The 16,593-nt window shown below is 55.9% G+C and carries 14 protein-coding genes; 8 read left to right on the top strand and 6 right to left on the bottom strand.

What is annotated here, in order from left to right:
- Positions 1–875, top strand: an 875-nt coding sequence (locus WA354_RS23085; RefSeq protein ID WP_472815378.1) for an SDR family oxidoreductase, incomplete at its 5' end; no start/stop codon positions are given.
- 9 nt (positions 876–884) lie between these two features.
- Here the strand turns inward: WA354_RS23085 and WA354_RS23080 are convergent.
- Positions 885–1,073 (bottom strand): DUF5522 domain-containing protein, encoded by a 189-nt coding sequence (locus WA354_RS23080; RefSeq protein WP_472815377.1) that lies wholly within the window; start codon positions 1,071–1,073, stop codon positions 885–887.
- Positions 1,074–1,157: 84 nt separating this feature from the next.
- Between WA354_RS23080 and WA354_RS23075 the strand changes: the two genes are divergently transcribed.
- The gene (locus WA354_RS23075) at positions 1,158–1,820 is read left to right on the top strand and encodes a KdsC family phosphatase (protein WP_472815376.1); all 663 of its coding nucleotides are present in this window, start codon (positions 1,158–1,160) and stop codon (positions 1,818–1,820) included.
- Positions 1,821–1,832: 12 nt separating this feature from the next.
- Here the strand turns inward: WA354_RS23075 and WA354_RS23070 are convergent, their stop codons facing one another.
- Positions 1,833–3,107 carry a serine hydrolase domain-containing protein gene (locus WA354_RS23070; RefSeq protein WP_472815375.1) on the bottom strand — a complete coding sequence of 425 codons (1,275 nt, stop codon included), beginning with the start codon at positions 3,105–3,107 and terminating at the stop codon, positions 1,833–1,835.
- 183 nt (positions 3,108–3,290) lie between these two features.
- Between WA354_RS23070 and WA354_RS23065 the strand changes: the two genes are divergently transcribed.
- Positions 3,291–3,965: a response regulator gene (locus WA354_RS23065; protein ID WP_472815374.1), complete on the top strand. Its 675-nt coding sequence runs from the start codon at positions 3,291–3,293 to the stop codon at positions 3,963–3,965.
- Between the two features lie 63 nt (positions 3,966–4,028).
- Here WA354_RS23065 and WA354_RS23060 read toward each other — a convergent pair whose 3' ends face one another.
- Positions 4,029–7,637, bottom strand: a complete 3,609-nt coding sequence (locus WA354_RS23060) for a glycosyl hydrolase 2 galactose-binding domain-containing protein (RefSeq protein WP_472815373.1) — start codon at positions 7,635–7,637, stop codon at positions 4,029–4,031.
- Between WA354_RS23060 and WA354_RS23055 the strand changes: the two genes are divergently transcribed.
- The 3 genes from WA354_RS23055 to WA354_RS23045 all read left to right on the top strand — a co-directional run bounded on the left by WA354_RS23055 (position 7,627) and on the right by WA354_RS23045 (position 10,620).
- Positions 7,627–8,022, top strand: coding sequence for a hypothetical protein (locus WA354_RS23055; protein WP_472815372.1), 396 nt, complete (start codon positions 7,627–7,629; stop codon positions 8,020–8,022). The two genes, WA354_RS23060 and WA354_RS23055, sit on opposite strands and share 11 nt — an antisense overlap.
- Positions 8,023–8,082: 60 nt before the next feature.
- Positions 8,083–9,051 carry a DUF4436 family protein gene (locus WA354_RS23050; protein WP_472815371.1) on the top strand — a complete coding sequence of 323 codons (969 nt, stop codon included), beginning with the start codon at positions 8,083–8,085 and terminating at the stop codon, positions 9,049–9,051.
- Positions 9,052–9,186: 135 nt separating this feature from the next.
- The gene (locus tag WA354_RS23045) at positions 9,187–10,620 is read left to right on the top strand and encodes a sensor histidine kinase (RefSeq protein ID WP_472815370.1); all 1,434 of its coding nucleotides are present in this window, start codon (positions 9,187–9,189) and stop codon (positions 10,618–10,620) included.
- Positions 10,621–10,646: 26 nt separating this feature from the next.
- On the opposite strand, the gene WA354_RS23040 is transcribed toward WA354_RS23045, so the two are convergent.
- Together WA354_RS23040 and WA354_RS23035 are read right to left on the bottom strand one after the other, a co-directional pair.
- Positions 10,647–11,009 (bottom strand): hypothetical protein, encoded by a 363-nt coding sequence (locus WA354_RS23040; protein WP_472815369.1) that lies wholly within the window; start codon positions 11,007–11,009, stop codon positions 10,647–10,649.
- Positions 11,010–11,102: 93 nt separating this feature from the next.
- A complete protein-coding gene (locus tag WA354_RS23035; RefSeq protein WP_472815368.1) occupies positions 11,103–12,068 on the bottom strand; it encodes a transporter in 966 nt (321 codons plus the stop codon).
- 434 nt (positions 12,069–12,502) lie between these two features.
- Here WA354_RS23035 and WA354_RS23030 point away from each other — a divergent pair, with 434 nt between their 5' ends.
- Positions 12,503–13,168: a hypothetical protein gene (locus tag WA354_RS23030; RefSeq protein WP_472815367.1), complete on the top strand. Its 666-nt coding sequence runs from the start codon at positions 12,503–12,505 to the stop codon at positions 13,166–13,168.
- Between the two features lie 423 nt (positions 13,169–13,591).
- On the opposite strand, the gene WA354_RS23025 is transcribed toward WA354_RS23030, so the two are convergent.
- Positions 13,592–14,317 (bottom strand): carbonic anhydrase, encoded by a 726-nt coding sequence (locus tag WA354_RS23025; protein WP_472815366.1) that lies wholly within the window; start codon positions 14,315–14,317, stop codon positions 13,592–13,594.
- Positions 14,318–15,269: 952 nt separating this feature from the next.
- On the opposite strand from WA354_RS23025, the gene WA354_RS23020 reads away from it, so the two are divergent.
- Positions 15,270–16,589, top strand: a complete 1,320-nt coding sequence (locus tag WA354_RS23020) for an alginate export family protein (RefSeq protein ID WP_472815365.1) — start codon at positions 15,270–15,272, stop codon at positions 16,587–16,589.
- Positions 16,590–16,593: the final 4 nt, after the last annotated feature.

The raw sequence follows: 16,593 nt of genomic DNA, 5'->3' as shown, positions 1-16,593 counted from the left end.
CGTCGAATCCGCGTATTCTGAAGCGGAGAGGTGAAATGGCGGGAGGCAATCCAGGGCGCGTTGCGGTGATTACGGGAGCGACGGGAGGGGTAGGCGCGGCCGTCGCACGGGCTCTTTCCCGGGCAGGCTATTCGCTCGTGCTGACCGCACCCTCCATGGAAAAACTGAGTGGGCTGGCTTCGCAACTGAAGGGTCCCTGCACGGTAATTGAAGGTAACTTGAGCGACGAGTCGCTACCGGAGACGCTGTTGTATGCTGCTTTGGACCGTTTTGGGCGGTGCGACATTTGCCTTAACAATGGGGCGCTGTTTGAAGCGGGAATTATCGAGACGGTCGATATTGAGCGCCTCAGCAGCATGGTGCGCGTTAACGTCGAGGGCTCATTCCGTTTTGCGTATGTGTTTGTGAAGCACTTTGTTTCTGAGGGCGCCGGGCACCTGGTGAATGTTTCGAACGCGCTTGGCAGCAGTTCGCGACCGACGGCCTATGCTGCGACCCAACGCGCGATTGAAGTGCTTTCAGACGCCCTGGCGGCCGAACTGGGCGACGGTGAAATTCTTGTATCGTGCATTCAACCGGGGCTGGTCAAGAGCGGTCTCCATCACCGCTGGGAGATCGCGCCGGAGGGGGCATCGGGGTCGGCGTATCCGCTGGAACCGGAAGATTTTGCACGCATGGTGCTGTTTATTCTGGAGCAAGGGAACGGGAAGAACGAGAATGACGCGGCTGAAGCCGAAACGGCTGACGAAGCGGAGCAATCGGCCGGAGAACCAGCGAGCGAGGCTGAAGAGGAAGCTGACGAGGTTCACGGTGCGCCAAATGATGAGGACGCGGACGATTCTCCTGAAGAAGGCTTTGTTCAGGATGAGATTTAAGCGGCAGAATCAGGCGGGTGTATTTCGATCGCGATCCGAGCCGCGATAGGGGCAGTGCCGGCAACCTGATCCGCAGCACGTTCCGCGCTTGAGCAGATACGCTGCGGTGAAGACCAGGTAGGCGCCATCGAAATAGTAGTCTTCAGGATCGAGGCCTGGCGGGGCGGTTGGCAGCGCCGGGTGATCATTCTCTTCCATTTTTGAATTGTCTCAAACTTCATTTGGTGTTTTAAGGGTGTGTGTGCACGATCTGACGTAGACGCGCACATTTAGAATCGAATCATGACATTGACCGCGCAAGACCGCGCTCGCCGTATCAAGATCATTCTGTTTGATGTGGATGGTGTGCTGACCGATGGCACTATCTGGCTTGTTCCCGCTCCCAACGCCGCATCGAGCAGCGCAGACACGCATTTGCATCTTTCTAAGCACGAAGGGCAGGTTGGCTTCGGGGTTCACTCGACGACCATGATGGAAGCAAAGGGCTACAGCGCGCACGATGGTACTGCAATTTCGTTGGCGCGACTTGGCGGAATGAAATGCGGCGTGATCACGAAGCGCATCAGCGAGACGGTGGCCACGCGGGCGCGGGACCTGAAGCTTGAATTTGTCTACATGGGGCAGGCATTCAAAATGCAGGCCGTGCGCGAGATCATGGAGAAGGAAGGCGTGGCGCTCGAAGAGATTGCCTACGTCGGCGATGACGTGATCGATCTTCCCGTGATGCGCAAGTGTGGATTTGCGGTTGCGGTGGCCAATGCGCGGCAACAGGTGAAGGACGAAGCTCACTACGTGACGCCAAATGCGGGTGGGTATGGGGCGGGGCGCGATGCGGTCGAGTTTATTCTTGAGGCCAAGGGCCTTCTGCAAAAGACGATCGACGAGTACATCGATGAGCGCAATCCGATTTCGCCGGCGATGGACATCGGCAAAGGTTCTGACTAGACGTGTAGCGCTTTAGTTTGAAGACGGAAACACTTGTTCGATGAGAGCGGTCCGTAGCGTCTGGCGCAAGTCGGTTTTTGCGTCGGGTTCAGTGTTCGATTGCGGATGTAGCTCTGGCGTCGGCGGCGGTGCGCCGGTGTCGGTTGTGTTCACTGCGAGAATGCTGGCGCAATGATCAGAAGGGTCGATCAGCAGTTCTGATGAGAAGCCGCCCTGGTCGCCATCGTGATAGATGTAGCGATGGCCGCCGGTCTCGACGACGAAGAATCCTAGCCCCATCTTTGGCTGCGACCCGTGAGGCCCGGCTGTGTATGCGGTTGCGGGCTGGCCCGGCTCGGTGGCGGGCAGCACTCCCGTCCATGCTTCTTCGAGCGAACTGCGTTTCAAGACAATTTCATAGAGAGGGTTGCCGGGCTCGCCGATGAGGAAGCGCAGATATTTTGCCATGTCGGTGATCGGCGCCTTAAGCCCGCTGTTGGATGTTGTGATGCCGGTGTCGTAATTGAAGGGCTGCGGGGCGAGCTTTGCGCCGGCGCGGAGATAGCTCGCGGCGACGTGTGACTCCAGGAAATATGGCGCAACATCGAAATAGCTACTGGCCATGCCAAGCGGTTTCAGAATGTTCTTGTCGATATAAACTTCAAAGTCGTCGCCGCTGAGGCGTTCGATGATCTGCCCGAGAAAGACGTAGCCAAGGTTGGAGTAGCTCCAACGCGTGCCCGGCACGAAGGCCACGTGCGTATACGGCAGCATTGCTGCGACCTGCGACCACCGTGTCGGCTCGAATGGCTGCCAGTCGCAGTTGGATGCGTCATCGCAGTCCCATGGCCAGGTGGGGTTTCGGAATCCCGCGCTGTGTGTGAGCAAATGCCGGATGCTGATTGCGTCAACGTTTCCGAATGCATCGTGTACCTCGCGGAGTTCGGGCAAGTAGCGGGCCGCGGGATCGTCCAGCGAGAGCTTGCCGCGATCGCGCAACTGCAGGATCGCAATGGCCGTCATTGTCTTGGTGATCGAGGCCCAGTTGTAGGCGGTTGCGTCGTCTATCCGCTGATGTGTATCGCGTCGAGCCTCTCCAAACACAAGGGTCCGCTCCGGGGCCTGGCCGCGCACGAGCGCGAATCCGCCGCCTACGATTTCATGTTGCTTCAGCACTGATTCGAATTGCGGACGGAATTCATCGAGCGAAGAGCGTGATGCGGATGCCTGGCCATGGCTTGTTGCGGCAAACAGAAGGCAGGCAGCCGCTGCCGCGAGTGCTGGAACAGCTGATTGTCGGATCGGCATTGGGCAATCATAATATGCGCACCGGACGGATCGGCGATCGATGAGGCGGGAGAGTCTCACCGCTCTCAAAGTCCTGCAAAGCTGGGACATCCAGCGACGCCGAGAATGCATCTTATTGCTCAAGTTGATCTTGCTGTTTACTTTATCTAGATTATCCAGCCGAATCGCCATTTTGATTTTGCGGTGGCATCTTTAATTTGCGAGGCCAGGAAAGTGAAGAATAAGTCTAAACCGACAGTCCTCTTTGTTGACGATGAGCCATGCATGCGTGAACTCATGGCGATGATTCTGACGGAGGAAGGGTACGAGGTGTTCACCGAGAAAGATGGCTTCGACGCGCTCGCCCATCTGCGCAGTTCGGTTCCGGACCTCATCATTTCGGATTTGCAAATGCCGCGGATGTCGGGCATCGAATTTCTGTCCGTTGTGCGCCATCGGTTCCCCGCGATTCCAGTGATCGCCATCAGCGGCGCGTTTGATATGCAAGAGTTCTCGCCGGCGCAAGTGATGGCAGATGCGTTCTACCCAAAATTGCGATGCAACCCCGATGAACTGATGCGCACCGTTTCGGATCTCATACATCTCCCGTTAGCGCGGCCGACCAACTGTCACCCTCTGCAACCGCCAAAGGTTCAGACCGCGAAGCACGCGCTGGACAGAAACGGACTTCCAAAACTGCTGCTGACATGCACCGACTGCCTGCGCGTGTTTTCGTGGACGGGCGGAGAGGGCAGCCGCGAAATCCAGCAGGCGCATTGCCGGTTTTGCATGACACCGGTGAGTTTCGTGAGTGACCTTCAATCGCCGTCATCGGCAGTCGTAAGCACGTGCGATCCGGCTAGCGTACCCGCGGCTTGAAAGAGATTACAAGCAAAAAGACCAGCCGCAGATTGGGCTGGCCTTTTTACTGTATAGAGCAGACTAACCGAGCACGACGCTTGGTTTTTCGCCGCGCGTGTCGACTTCGTTTACCTCGGTGACAATGATGCGTGTCTCGCCCGGCATCAATGCAACGTAGTTATCGGAGTAGATTGCAGGAAGAATACGGTCACCTGTCTTTTCCCGTACGGCCTTCACACGGACCATCAAGGCAGGCGAGGCTCCCGCGTTGTGCAGCTTTGTTGACAGCTCCCAGAGATTTCCTTTTCGCTTCACAGTGGTTGTCGCATCCAGCTTTGGTGCGGGTAACTGCCGGATGGCGCGAAAATCGTTCTGCTGCAGCCCGCGCAGATAGAAATTCGAGGAGAGCGTCTCGGATCCTCGGCTGAGTGCGAGGCGCAGGAAGTGAACCGAGGACAAGCCGGCCGGGTACTTCATGTTGATGCAGGTTGCTGTGGAGTCTTCGGCGCTGTCGAGTGACGCAGTCATCAGGTCCACTCGCTTACCGTCCATGTTCAGGATTTCAATCGATGCCGTGAGACCGGTGACCTTGCCGGCGTTGTAGTTGACGACCTCGATGGTTTCATTGGCACAGTTCCACTGGATGTGCAGGGGCTCCGAGCCTTTTTTGCACCCGTAGTAGGCCGCTGTCGGCTCGAAGAAATAGTCGTACGTCTGCCACACGAATGAGGGCCAGCATGAGTGGCTCATCCACAACAGCACGCCCATGCGGTACTTGCTTTGGGCTTCAAACATGGCGCGGTACGTGTCGTAGTTCACGAACTGAGCCAGCCTGATCCACTCCTCGGCATTGGTGGCACCGCCATAGCTGTTTTCAATGATGGTGCGGAAGCCGGCTCCGCCCATGGCTCCCTGAAGGCAGAAATCGTGCAGTCCCCAATCGAGAGCCTGCGGCCAGAGGGCTTTTTCAGGCATCATCAGGCGCACGCTGTCGAGGGATGGAATGTTGGGCGCGCCGATTTCGCTGTGAAGCTTCTTGTCTGCAGCCATGAAGTAAAAGCGTGAAGGATTAGCCCAGTAAGGCCCGTGGCCGCTGACAACCTTGTCTGCGGAACTGGGGATATAGTGGAGGCCGGGATGCAGGTCGCCAAGAATCTTCCGAATCCCATCCTCAAGCGGCGGAGGAGGGAAGCCCTCATTACGCCCGCAGTAAAGACCGATGGAAGGATGATTCCGGATGCGAAGAACCAGGTCATTCGTGTTCTTCAGGAAGAGGTCGTTGTCATCCGGTTCGGGGCCGTCCCACGGATTAGCAAGCCAGAAGTCCTGCCACACTACAACTCCATGACGGTCGCAGGCCTCATAAAACGCTTCATCGCCGATCTGGCCGACCCAGTTGCGGATCATGGTGAAATTCATCTCGCGGTGGTAGCGAACCGCGGTGTCGTATTCGCGCGCACGGTAGCGAAGCATGGATTCGCCGAATCCCCAGTTGCCGCCACGCGCGATGAATCTGCGTCCGTTGATCCAGATGCGCAGATCGCCTCCATCTTCGCTGTAGGTCATCTGGCGGATGCCTGCTTTGAAGGCTTTCCTGTCAATTGTCTTTCCACCAGCTTCGACAGAGATTTGTGCGTCGTAGAGATACGGATCGCCGTAGCCGACGGGCCACCACAGTTTGGGGTTGTTCAGGTGGAGGGCAGGGGCAGAGGAAGGATCAAGGGTGATCGTCTTTCGTTCTGTTGCGGCTAGGTCCACCCGCTGTTGGACTCGGATATCGCCCATCTGGAAGTGCACGGTGCCGCTGAAGGGATGAGCCTGATGATTGACCAGATCCGCCTGGACGGTGAGGTCGGCGGATGAGGTATCGGGAAGGGGAAGTTTGGCGGAGACGAATTGGCTCTCGATTGTTATGGCTTCGGTGATGGCGAGAGATACGTCACCCCAGATGCCGATGTCGCGCCCGCGCATGGTCGGAATCCAATCCCACCCGATGGAAGCGTGATAGGTGGGGTTGTCGGCCCCGAGTGCGCCGCCGTTCTTGGCGCAGACCTCAAATGTCTTTTGCTTGGCGCTGCCGGGGGTGGCATTTTTCTCAATGCGGATCGCGAGTGCGTTCACACGGCCGGGCAGAATTTTCTGCGATACGTCAAACTGGCCGCGCATGAAGCCGCCTTCAATTCTGCCTAACTTCTCGCCGTTCAGAAATATCTCCGCTTTCCAGTTGATGCCGTCGAAGTTTAGCCACGCGAATTGCTGGGGAGATTTGGAGGGAGCTGTGAACTCTGTGCGGTACCAGAAGTCGGAATAGAAATAGGAATCGGAGATGTGGAGTTGATTTTGTCCGAAGTTTGGATCGGGAATCGCGCTGACATTCGCATAGGAAGTCAAAACCGTTCCCGGCACGGTGGCCACCAGCCAGTCGGCGTCGTGGAAAGCAGGCTTCGACAGGGCTTCGCCTGCATCCTGGACGAGGTTCGCTCTTTGGATGCGCCAGGATCCCCCGGCGAGAACCAGTTTCCGGTCTGGACCCAACTGGGGTGCTGCTTTGGGTCTGGCCGTGAATCCGCCACGGCCGAGTACCTCGATTTCACTGAGAATGTAGCCGTTCGGAGAGCCTGGTCGCTTCATCAGGACGCGCACGTAGCGACCGTTTGTGGGCTGGGGTAGCTTCAAGTCGGCGACTGTTCCCGACAGGCCAGCGAGGGACTGAAGATCGCGCCAATTCTCAGCGTCGTCCGAGACCTGCACTGAGCCTTCAGTGGCGCGAGCAATCCAGTAGAGCTTGACGTGGTCAAACTCGCACCGGGAACCGAGGTCAACGTAAACCCATTCCTCGCCCGATCCAGCGCTCATCCACGCGCTGGTAAAACTGTAGGGGCCGCCGACTTCGACGCGCTGATCGCCTTTGAAGAACGCCACCTGGCCCAGCTTCCACATGGGTTGAGACGCGGCTGCGGCATTATTCCCAGAACCCATGGCGCATTCGATCCGATAGAAACGGCTGCGGCTTACGGAATTGAGCGCAATAAAGGGTGTGAAGAAGTGATTGGGGGCGCAGAAATCTGGTGGATACCCAGCGGTGGAGGCTGGTTTTGGTGCTGAAGTGGTGCCTGCCACAGTCCACGCGCGGCCATCCTCAGATACAGACACGGTGAAAGTGAGCGCGGCAGGCGTTGCCTGGAATGGCGATACGACAAAGAGCTGGATGCGGTCTATTTCCGGCGCTGCAAGGCCGCCCGCCAGCTGAAGATCAACCTGGGCGCGCGCTCCGCGAAGCTCCATCGTGTTCATAGGCGCGTGGTCGACGATCACTTCGCGATTTTCTTTGGAAATCGGGCCTTGAGAGGGGTCTGAGACGACGATCCATTCCGGGAGACGGTCTGCTTTCATGCCGTCTGTTACGAGCTGGGCGGTGAGGTTGTAGTCGTAGCTACTGGAGTGAAAAGCCGGGCGCAGGAGGGCAAGATTCCGGTAGTTTCCCGCGTCGGGTATGAGGGTTGGACTGAAATCGGCGGCCGGTTCTCCCGGATACACGCCGATGCCGCGGGTATACTCCGGCGCATGAGTTGTCTCATTCGTTCGTGCCGGCGAGCTGGATGATCCTGGTTCTGAATTTCCGATGGGTTCAGCAAAGGCGGAAACGCCGTCGACTGCTACGCCTGCACCCACGATTGCCGTGGTCTTCAAGAAATTTCTTCGTGATGTCGTCATCTATTCTCCTGAGCCAAGCGCGCGACACGTCAAACCTTGCAACGCTGCTGATGTTCGAGATGCGGTGGCTTCCAAGTTTCTTGGCAGATTCCGCAGACTTCTCACCATGCAACGCAGACGATTTTTCAGCGCTTCTGGATTGGCAGGTTCTGGCTCGATCACCATGTTAGCCGCAGAGGCCGGTCAGCATCACGTTCAAGGATCACTTGGCGCCTTTGCAGGCGAAGAGCATCGTTGGAAAGTGGACATCCGTAGTGGGGGTCTTCCACTGGCAAAAATAGCAGTAGCCTTTGTCGGTCAAGGCTGGTATTTCTTCCGGTGGTTGTTGGGATTCGAAATGGGGGTTGACTCGGCTCCGTAAAATCGATCGGACTCTCAACCGGTGCAAGTCCCTCCTCGGGCTGGCGCCAGGAGACCTGTTTTGAGCATTTGGAAGCACAAAGGGAAGATTGCATTTGTTGTATTTATATTGATCTTCTATTCGGCAACCCTGACGTACAACGTGAACGAAAGTCAGCGAAGATCCTTGCAGTTGAAGGAAGAGCCCGCGGCAGAGAACTATGTTGACGTTTCCTTCCAAGTCATCGCCATGGATCCGGCCAGATCGGAGATGACAACGCGGGTAAGCCTTCGCCTGAGCGGAGATCTGGCGAAGGATCCGGTCACACCGTCAGAGGACTTGAGGTTCTTCGTCAACGGAATCCTGGGACCCCAGGAAATCGAGTTTCCGCACGGGAAGCGCATCAACCCCTTTGTTGTCGTCTTTGCTGTCGATGGCAATATGAATCACTATCCCTTTGATCGTTACGGTTCGACGATCAGGAGCATGGTCACGAAGAGGGTCGTTGACCACCACACCAACCCGGGCCAGGGAGCATCGGCTCCAAATGCAGCGCTTCCCGAGGAGCATGATGACGGATTTATAGCGGACGCTCTGCAAAAGGCCGACCCAGTGCCAATCATTTCTTCGATGACTGCATCCATTCCGGGTTTCAAGTTTGACGGAGAGCGAGTGGAGCGCACTGAAAAAGGGGTCGAAGGATTCAATCTGGCTATTCGACGAGCCGACAACGTAATCGTATTTTCTGTTCTGCTGATGACGTTGATGATGAGCCTGGCTTTAAGCGTCCTTTTGATGTGTCTTAGCGCGCTGGCTTCGAGCGACAAGCTGGAACTTCTGCCTTTGTCGCTCTGCGTCACGCTGCTGTTCGGGCTGCCCGCACTGCGAAATGCACAACCTGCCGTTCCGCCGCTGGGAGTTTTCGGTGACTATGTCTCCTTTATCTGGGCGGAAACGATCGTGGCAACCTCTGCGGTGATGATGATCTGGAATTGGATGATTCGACGACATTCGGATCAGGCCAGGCGCGCCGCCAATTCTTCAGAGTAGATGGAGATCGCACTATCGGTACAGATTGAGGACGGCCATTTTCTCCCGACCAGGTGGCGTTCAAGCGGTGCGGGAAAAGGTCGAGTCGACCGCTAATCTTCTGGTACCTTGATGGAGAACCGATCGAGCCCCGAATTGAACGACAGCAGAAGTGACACCACAAGCGATCTTATTGATCGGCTGGCAGCGCATAAGACACTCGGCGCAGCGCCTCGGGAAGAGCTGGCATGGCTAGCTGTTCACGGGTCTCTTCGCAGGCTTGGCGCCGGCGAGGTGCTGTCGCACAGAGGTGTCCCAGTGGAAGGTCTCTATGTGGTCCTGTCGGGACGCGTCTCCCTGTCAGCTGACCGAGGCGCCGGGCTCCAGAAGATTATTGAATGGCGCGCGGGTGATGTGTCTGGAATCTTGCCTTACTCCCGGCTCGTGAATCCACCGGGAGATGCTATTGCCCAGGAACCCACAGAGATTCTGGCCCTCGATAGAAAACACCTTCGCGCGCTGACGCACGAATGCTTTGAAATTACGTCGATCCTGGTGCGCACGATGGTGGATCGCGCGCGCCTGTTCACTTTCAGCGATCTGCATAACGAGAAGATGATCTCGCTGGGCAAACTGTCGGCAGGTTTGGCCCACGAACTGAATAATCCGGCGTCGGCCATTGAACGCAGTGCCTCGCTTCTCGAAGACCGGCTGGAAGACACCGAGCGGGCAACGCGCGCCCTCGGAGCGGCAAAGCTGAGCGAGGCTCAACTGGGTGCCGTAGATGCGATTCTTGCCTCTTGCATGGCCAAGGAGGCGCAAACGCCGCGGTCCTGTCTAGAGCAGTCGGACCGCGAGGAGGCGATTGCAGATTGGCTTTGCGCTCATAAACTAGACATCGCGAACGCCGCAATGCTGGCCGATACCGAAGTGACATTTGAGGCACTGGATCAGCTCGCAGCGGTTGTGTCGGGATCAGCCTTGAACGCTGTAGTGCGGTGGGCAGCCGCTGGTTGCGCTGCTCGTCGATTGGCATCCGGCATTCAGGGCGCAGCCATGCGCATATCCGGTTTGGTGATGGCGATCAAGGGATTCACCAACATGGACCAGGCGATGGTAGCCCAGCCGGTAGATCTGGGATCGAGCCTGGACAACACCGTGGCTGTGCTTCAGTCGAAAGCTCGCGAGAAGTCGGTGGATGTGTCAGTTGATGTGCAATGCAATCTGCCATCGGTGCTCGGTTTCGCGGGTGAGTTGAACCAGATATGGGGAAACCTGATCGACAACGCACTGGACGCGGTGTCCGCCTGTGGCCGCGTCGAAGTTGTTGCGAGCCGCGAAGATCAAGGCGTGCTAGTGAAGATTATCGACAATGGGTCGGGTATTCAGGAGCAGGACCTCGCCCGGATTTTCGACCCGTTCTTTACTACCAAACCAATGGGGCAGGGAACGGGCCTCGGGCTCGATATTGTCTGGCGGCTAGTGCGGCATAACGACGGCGCCATCGAGGTCGAGTCGAAGCCAGGCCGCACGGAGTTTCGGGTTACGCTTCCGATTGCCGGGACCGACCCGGCTGGCGCTCCAGAATGATCTGGATTCAGAGCTGAAATGCCACGTTATCTTGGAGCGGCCGGGGTTGACGTGTCTGACAGGTTTTGAATGCGCATCATTGTGCACTTTACCTCCTTGCCAGAAGTGTTTTTAACCTTGCCCTTGTCCCCATCGATTTCATACGAGATATTGCTGTTTACTGGAAACTCCGTCGCCTTCAATTTCGTGCCCTCGGGAGAGCGGCAGGTGTATTCGGTTCCCGAAGCGTCGAAGGTGAAGTCGAATTGCTGGTGTTTGTGTTTCTTATCGGTAGTGCCCGCCGGCTGAAAGTCCTTGAGCGTGGTCGTGCCTTTTTGCTTGCTACCCGCTGTTGCAGGCAAGGTGCACATGAGTACCATAAGCGATGCTGCAATTTGTTTCCGCGACATTTTTCCTCCATTTGTCACTTTAGGCGTTCCCGGTTTATCAATCGATCGTTTTGATTGGGGATGCGCCATACCAACGTGCGGGGTATGACGCTTTCATTTGGGTCTTCCGAGCCATGAGTATTGCCATGCAACCGACACGCTCTGGTAATTTCCTCCAAACCGGATGTAGGCGCCGTCGCTGTAGCTGAATTTCAGGGACTGGTGCTTCCCGATCGGGACTGCGGCGGTGCCCCCGATGCGCGAGTTCTGCGACGTTGTGAGCGAGTTTTCAATACCGGCGACGCTCGTTGTCCCTCCGTACCAGAAGTTTCCATCAAGAGAAGCCCAGAGGCGCTGGTTCTTGAAGTCGTAGCTCAGGTGCCCCTCAAGGGCCGTCATCGGTTTTTGAGTTTGAGATCTGGTTCCTGCATAGAATTGGTTTCGTGACCAGTAATCGTTATTTTCTGTGAAGAACCAGACCCCTGCATATCCATCGAGTATTACTTTGCGCCACCTCTCGGAATAGCCGAACTCCGGTTTAAACGACCACCGATTGGTGCCCCAGTTAATCAATTTGGTCGGGTCATATTGACCCGTTGGAGCTACTACCTTCAGACTCGCACCAAGCAGGATTTTCTGATGCCACTTCACAAATTCCCTGGGTTGCATTGCCGGGCCACCCTTCAGGTTTATCGCGACGCGATATACCGAATCGGCAAGGCCCGAGCGGTAAAGATGCTGTTCCACGCCGAAAGCGGTTCCCTGAAAGTGGCCCTCGGCGTAGGGCACCGTGGCAACGAAATTCGCAGATCGGCCCAGGATTCCAAACGAGTGATAATAGGCGAAGACAGATATGTTGTACCTTCCAGTTGCATCGCTGCTGGGGAGGGCACCGTTGAAATCAATACTCCCGTCATTGAACGACCACGAGAGAGTGACAGCATTGGAGTGGAATGGCGTGATGAGATACGCGCGCGGCGAGAGATCCTGTGCCTGAATCGTTAGTAGCGGATAGGACATCAACAGGGCGGTAAGTGCAACCCGGATGGAACATCGCACTCTGTGCGCACTGAGATTCATCTTGCCCAACCGTTCATTTATTCCTCGGCGATTATCCACTACGCAGTCAGTTGGGACGCTGTTGCCGTGCTCCGCAACCTGCTTGAGACTACCCGGAACGCACTCTTCCTGAAATGTGGAGTTTAGAACGGGGGGCGGGGATTGGACACTGGCAAAACTGACAGTTCGCGTGGGTGGAGGCTGCGCCGGATAATTCTTCCCCAGGTAGCGGGAATAGCGACTACGATCACCTCCACAGTTGCCATGCTGACCCATCTCAAGAGCGGTGCAGTGTCTGGCGATCGATCACGTTCGGTGGAGTAGCCAGCTTCCATGACAACGGATTTCGTGAATCCGTATATGGTTTGCTCGCTGCTGGTGAAGTAACGGTGGATTCGATTTTCTGCGAGAATCTGGAATGCGTTGGAAAGGATATGTTTATGTGCGGAAGAATAATGGCTTCGAGCCTTGCCGCAATTCTGATGCTGACCGGAGTTGCCGCGGCCCAGGACGCGTACAAGGAGCGGACGTTAGTAGTGAACGGACACACTGGAACCGCTATGGTGTACCAGATCGGCGGCAAAGCTTATGTTGATCTGGAGACGCTGGCTAGAATCGGGAATGGCTCGATAGGCTTCAGCGGAGACAAGATTATCGTTACGCTTTCTGCCAATGATTCTGTGGGTTCCAATCCCTCGGATCATGTGGCGGCTCCCGGCATGTCTACCAACTTCATGAACGCTGCTTTGCAGGATTTGTCTATTCTCAAGGAGTGGAGCAACGCGCTTGCATACGGAATTCAGCGGGGGGTTCCGGGAGATGGGAGCCGCCTGGTCGTCTTTCACGACCGAGCTGCGCATCAGTTGAGTCTCGCCAGGGTCGCTGCTTCAAATGAGTCGGACGAGGATGCTCTTCGGTTGCTCACCAACCATTTCAATGTCGTAAGCGGCTGGAGTGACAAACTTGTTGCTGAGCGGAAAGCTATGAACACGGGAAAGTACTCCATCACTCCGAACGCTCTCGCCAACGACGAGACCTATCAGAAGATTACGGGCTGCTCAAAATTCCTCGGCGCTATGCTTCCAAGCGGACAATTCCAGGACAATCGCATCTGCAATTAAAGTTCGGCTTTTGCGCTGCACTCTTCCTGTCATGCCGATCGCTTCCCCTACGAGCGAAGCAGGGAATACGGACGCCCCAGGGGATCGCTTCCATCATTAAACCTGGGAGCAGGATCGATTGCCAGCCCAGGACAGCGAAAAGCAAGAGCGTGGTTATAAGATCGGCGGCCCATTGAAATGGCGGCGTGAGAGCCAAAAAAACGATACCCCGTCAGACACTACTGCAATCGCAAATGCCAAAACGAGCGCGACTTTGAAAAACGCAGACGCGATCGAGGCTCGGGCTCCTCATTGGTTTTGATCTGTGTTTCCGGAAGCCTGACCTCTGGAGTCAGCCTTCTCTCCACGGTTGATCGCCCCCCGCCTCTGAATGCTGAATCAGAGCCTCACGCTGCCGCTCATTGGCGACTGTCTCTTATTAGTTCACTGCTGCAGCAATTTGACTTCTCCATTACGCAGGTCGTAAACAGCTCCGACGACCTTGAGCTTGCCCTCTCTCACTTTCGGCGCCAGGATCGGCTCAAGGTTCTTCAGCCGCTCAACGCCGAGTTCTACATTTTTACGAATTGCATTTTCCAGCGGATCGCCGGGTTCTCCCTTGCTTTGCGCCACAGCCGGTTTGACGAGTTCCACAAGGCCATCGATTGCGCCCGGTAGTGGATCTTTCGCATCAATATGTTGCTTAGCAGCCTTTACCGCGCCGCAGCCGCTGTGACCCAGCACCATGATGAGAGGCGCATTCAGTTCCGCAACTCCGTACTCAATGCTGCCTTTGACGGTTACGCCCGCGCCGGTGACGACGTTGCCGGCCACCCGTATAACAAAAATGTCGCCTATTCCCACATCGAACAGTATCTCGGGAGCCACTCGCGAATCCGCGCAACTGACGATTATCGCCTCCGGATATTGAGCCGCGGCGAGGCTGCGAAAATCCGCGGGATTTCGCCGTGGGCCCGTGGTCTGTCCATTCTGGAAGCGCTTATTGCCCTCGAGGAGTTCGCGCAATGCCTGGTCAGGGTTAATCGGCGACCCAGATGGTTTCTTCTGCGCCTCTGCGAGAATTTCACCAGAGCTCGCGATGGTCAATCCCGAGGCAGCAGCCGCCTGCATGATGAACGCACGCCGTGAAACTGTGTAGCGATTCTTCATAGATCAGCCTTTCTGAATCATTGTCAATATCCTGGCGTCGTCGAGATCGCCCACCAGCACGACGATATTAACTTCGCGCAAGGTCCTTCGAAGAGGAGAATCTAGAGAGCCACATTGAACTGGCTGCTGTCAATGTTTAAAGATAGCAACCGAGGTTGCCGAGTTTTTTGAAGAGTGCGGAATTGACGGTGCTGCGATGATTGGAACAACCGCGAGGCAAGAACCCAATCGCACGGGCGCGGGTTTACCTCGATTCAATAGGAAAGGCTGTTTGCGCTGCCCTGGATTTATCAGATGAGCCGATTTAGGAGGTTTTTCAGACCTGAGCCTTGGGTTGAACCGGATCGGCTGCTATGGCGAAGGGCAGGCAGGCACTAATTCCCGATTTTAGAACTCCCCCTGGTCAGATCTTGACTGTCTGCAGGCGATTCCCTTTTTGTCGATTCTGGATGAGCGTTCATGCTCATTTTTTCCCACTTATATTTCCAAACCACGAGCGAACACATTTCGAGTTCCCCGGACTGGAGAAACTGCCGCGCCGCATGTGAATCGTGATTTGCTCTCTCCGGCCAAAACTTACCATCATTTCGAGCGTTACATGCCGATCTGAGCGGCTGCGTTTGCGATGAGAAAGAGGATGGTCCAGAGAATGCACCGATCACGGCGATGATAATTAGAAACTTCACAGAAATAGCTTATAGCTGCCTGGACTGCGAACCATCGCATGCCATCTCGCCTCCTCACTCCGTCGTCACCTCAACAGCACAAAAAGGTAACAGGCGACTAGAGAGGAGCGATGGCTCCGCAGCAAAACGCATTCGAGACCGTGGACGCTCAAAGAGCAGCGACGAATACGGCAAGTCTTGAATGCTCCTGATGTGCACCGCCTTCCGCGCCGATAGACGGATCGAGAGTCGCCTGTTGTTTTATGACTCCCGAGGTGCGAAAGGTCATGAAGCTAGCCATCCAAGTGCTGTTGGGATCGCTGCTCGTCGCGGGTATATCGCAATGGGTAGAAAGCGCCGATGGTCAAGCCAAAATCAATACGATGCCAACCGGTTATCTGAATTCTGAACTTCCAAAGTGGCTAAAGCTTGGCGGTGAGGAGCGGGCGCGCGGTGAGACGTTATACGATGTCGATTTCAAGTCGGGCGATAGCACTTATCTGCTCAACCGTCTCCGGCTCGACTTCGAAGCCGCCCCGTTGCCCTGGCTAAAGTTTGTTGGCCAGGGCCAGGACGCGCGCGTGTTCTTTTCAAATGTGACGCCGGCTCCTGCGTCGCAACAAGACCCAATCGATTTTCGTCTCGGGTATATGAATGTCGGCAATTCAGAAGTGGGACCATTGAGTCTCCGGGTTGGTCGCCAGGGTTTGGACTTTGGCGAAGGAAGGCTGGTGGCGGATCCAAATTGGTCTAATGTTGGACGATCATTCGATGCTGTGCGCCTGACAATTCAACATTGGGGAATCATCGTTGACACTTTCAGCGGCGCTTCGGACAAGATCTACGCCGAGGGCTCAGCGACACCTACGCCCGGCGAACATTTTGATGGTATTTACATCTCATCGAACAGGATTGTTCCCAAGGCCATAATCGAGCCATATCTGTTTTGGAGGATGGAGCACAAAGTCAAAGGGGAACTGGTGAAGACTGGAAATCTGGACGAAAAAACAGTGGGACTGCGACTGGTCGGAAAGCTTCCATACGGTCTGGATTATGGGATGGAATCGGCTATACAACGCGGGTCGGTAGCGCATGATTCAATTTCGGCGTGGGCCACGCACCTGGTCGCGGGATTCACTTTGCCTGACATTCGGCATCTGACCCGCATGTATGCCGAGTTCAATCGCGGAAGTGGTGACCAAAACCCGAAAGATGGCATTCACGGAACATTCGACACGTTATTTCCCAGTTCGCATGACAAATTCGGTGTTTCTGACCTGTTCTGCTGGGCAAATTTGGAGCACACCCGGGCCGGGTTCCAATTCAGAGCGCGGCCGAATCTCTCACTGGGTTTTGCCGATAACTTCTTCTGGCTGGCGAACCGACAGGACGGAATTTACTCCAGCGGAAAGATGATCATTGCATCGAACGGATCCGAAGGCACTTTCATCGGTCAGGAGCCGGACGCTCAAGCACGCTGGAACATTACCTATCGCACACAAGTTGACTTTACGGCAGGGCATATATTTACCGGCACTTTCTTGCACGGCACTGGTCGTTACGACGGATTCAACGCCGCCACACTAGGTATCGGACAGCGGTTTTAGGGAT

The organism is Occallatibacter sp., assembly GCF_049802275.1.
In the GTDB taxonomy this organism is placed as follows: domain Bacteria; phylum Acidobacteriota; class Terriglobia; order Terriglobales; family Acidobacteriaceae; genus Telmatobacter.
This window is presented reverse-complemented; position numbering and strand designations above follow the sequence as displayed.

Bases quoted from the DNA above. Each gene is read 5' to 3' on its own strand.
- WA354_RS23080 (WP_472815377.1), bottom strand. From the start codon at position 1,073: ATGGAAGAGAATGATCACCCGGCGCTGCCAACCGCCCCGCCAGGCCTC.
- WA354_RS23075 (WP_472815376.1), top strand. From the start codon at position 1,158: ATGACATTGACCGCGCAAGACCGCGCTCGCCGTATCAAGATCATTCTG.
- WA354_RS23070 (WP_472815375.1), bottom strand. From the start codon at position 3,107: ATGCCGATCCGACAATCAGCTGTTCCAGCACTCGCGGCAGCGGCTGCC.
- WA354_RS23040 (WP_472815369.1), bottom strand. From the start codon at position 11,009: ATGTCGCGGAAACAAATTGCAGCATCGCTTATGGTACTCATGTGCACC.
- WA354_RS23035 (WP_472815368.1), bottom strand. From the start codon at position 12,068: ATGAATCTCAGTGCGCACAGAGTGCGATGTTCCATCCGGGTTGCACTT.
- WA354_RS23030 (WP_472815367.1), top strand. From the start codon at position 12,503: ATGGCTTCGAGCCTTGCCGCAATTCTGATGCTGACCGGAGTTGCCGCG.
- WA354_RS23025 (WP_472815366.1), bottom strand. From the start codon at position 14,317: ATGAAGAATCGCTACACAGTTTCACGGCGTGCGTTCATCATGCAGGCG.
- WA354_RS23020 (WP_472815365.1), top strand. From the start codon at position 15,270: ATGAAGCTAGCCATCCAAGTGCTGTTGGGATCGCTGCTCGTCGCGGGT.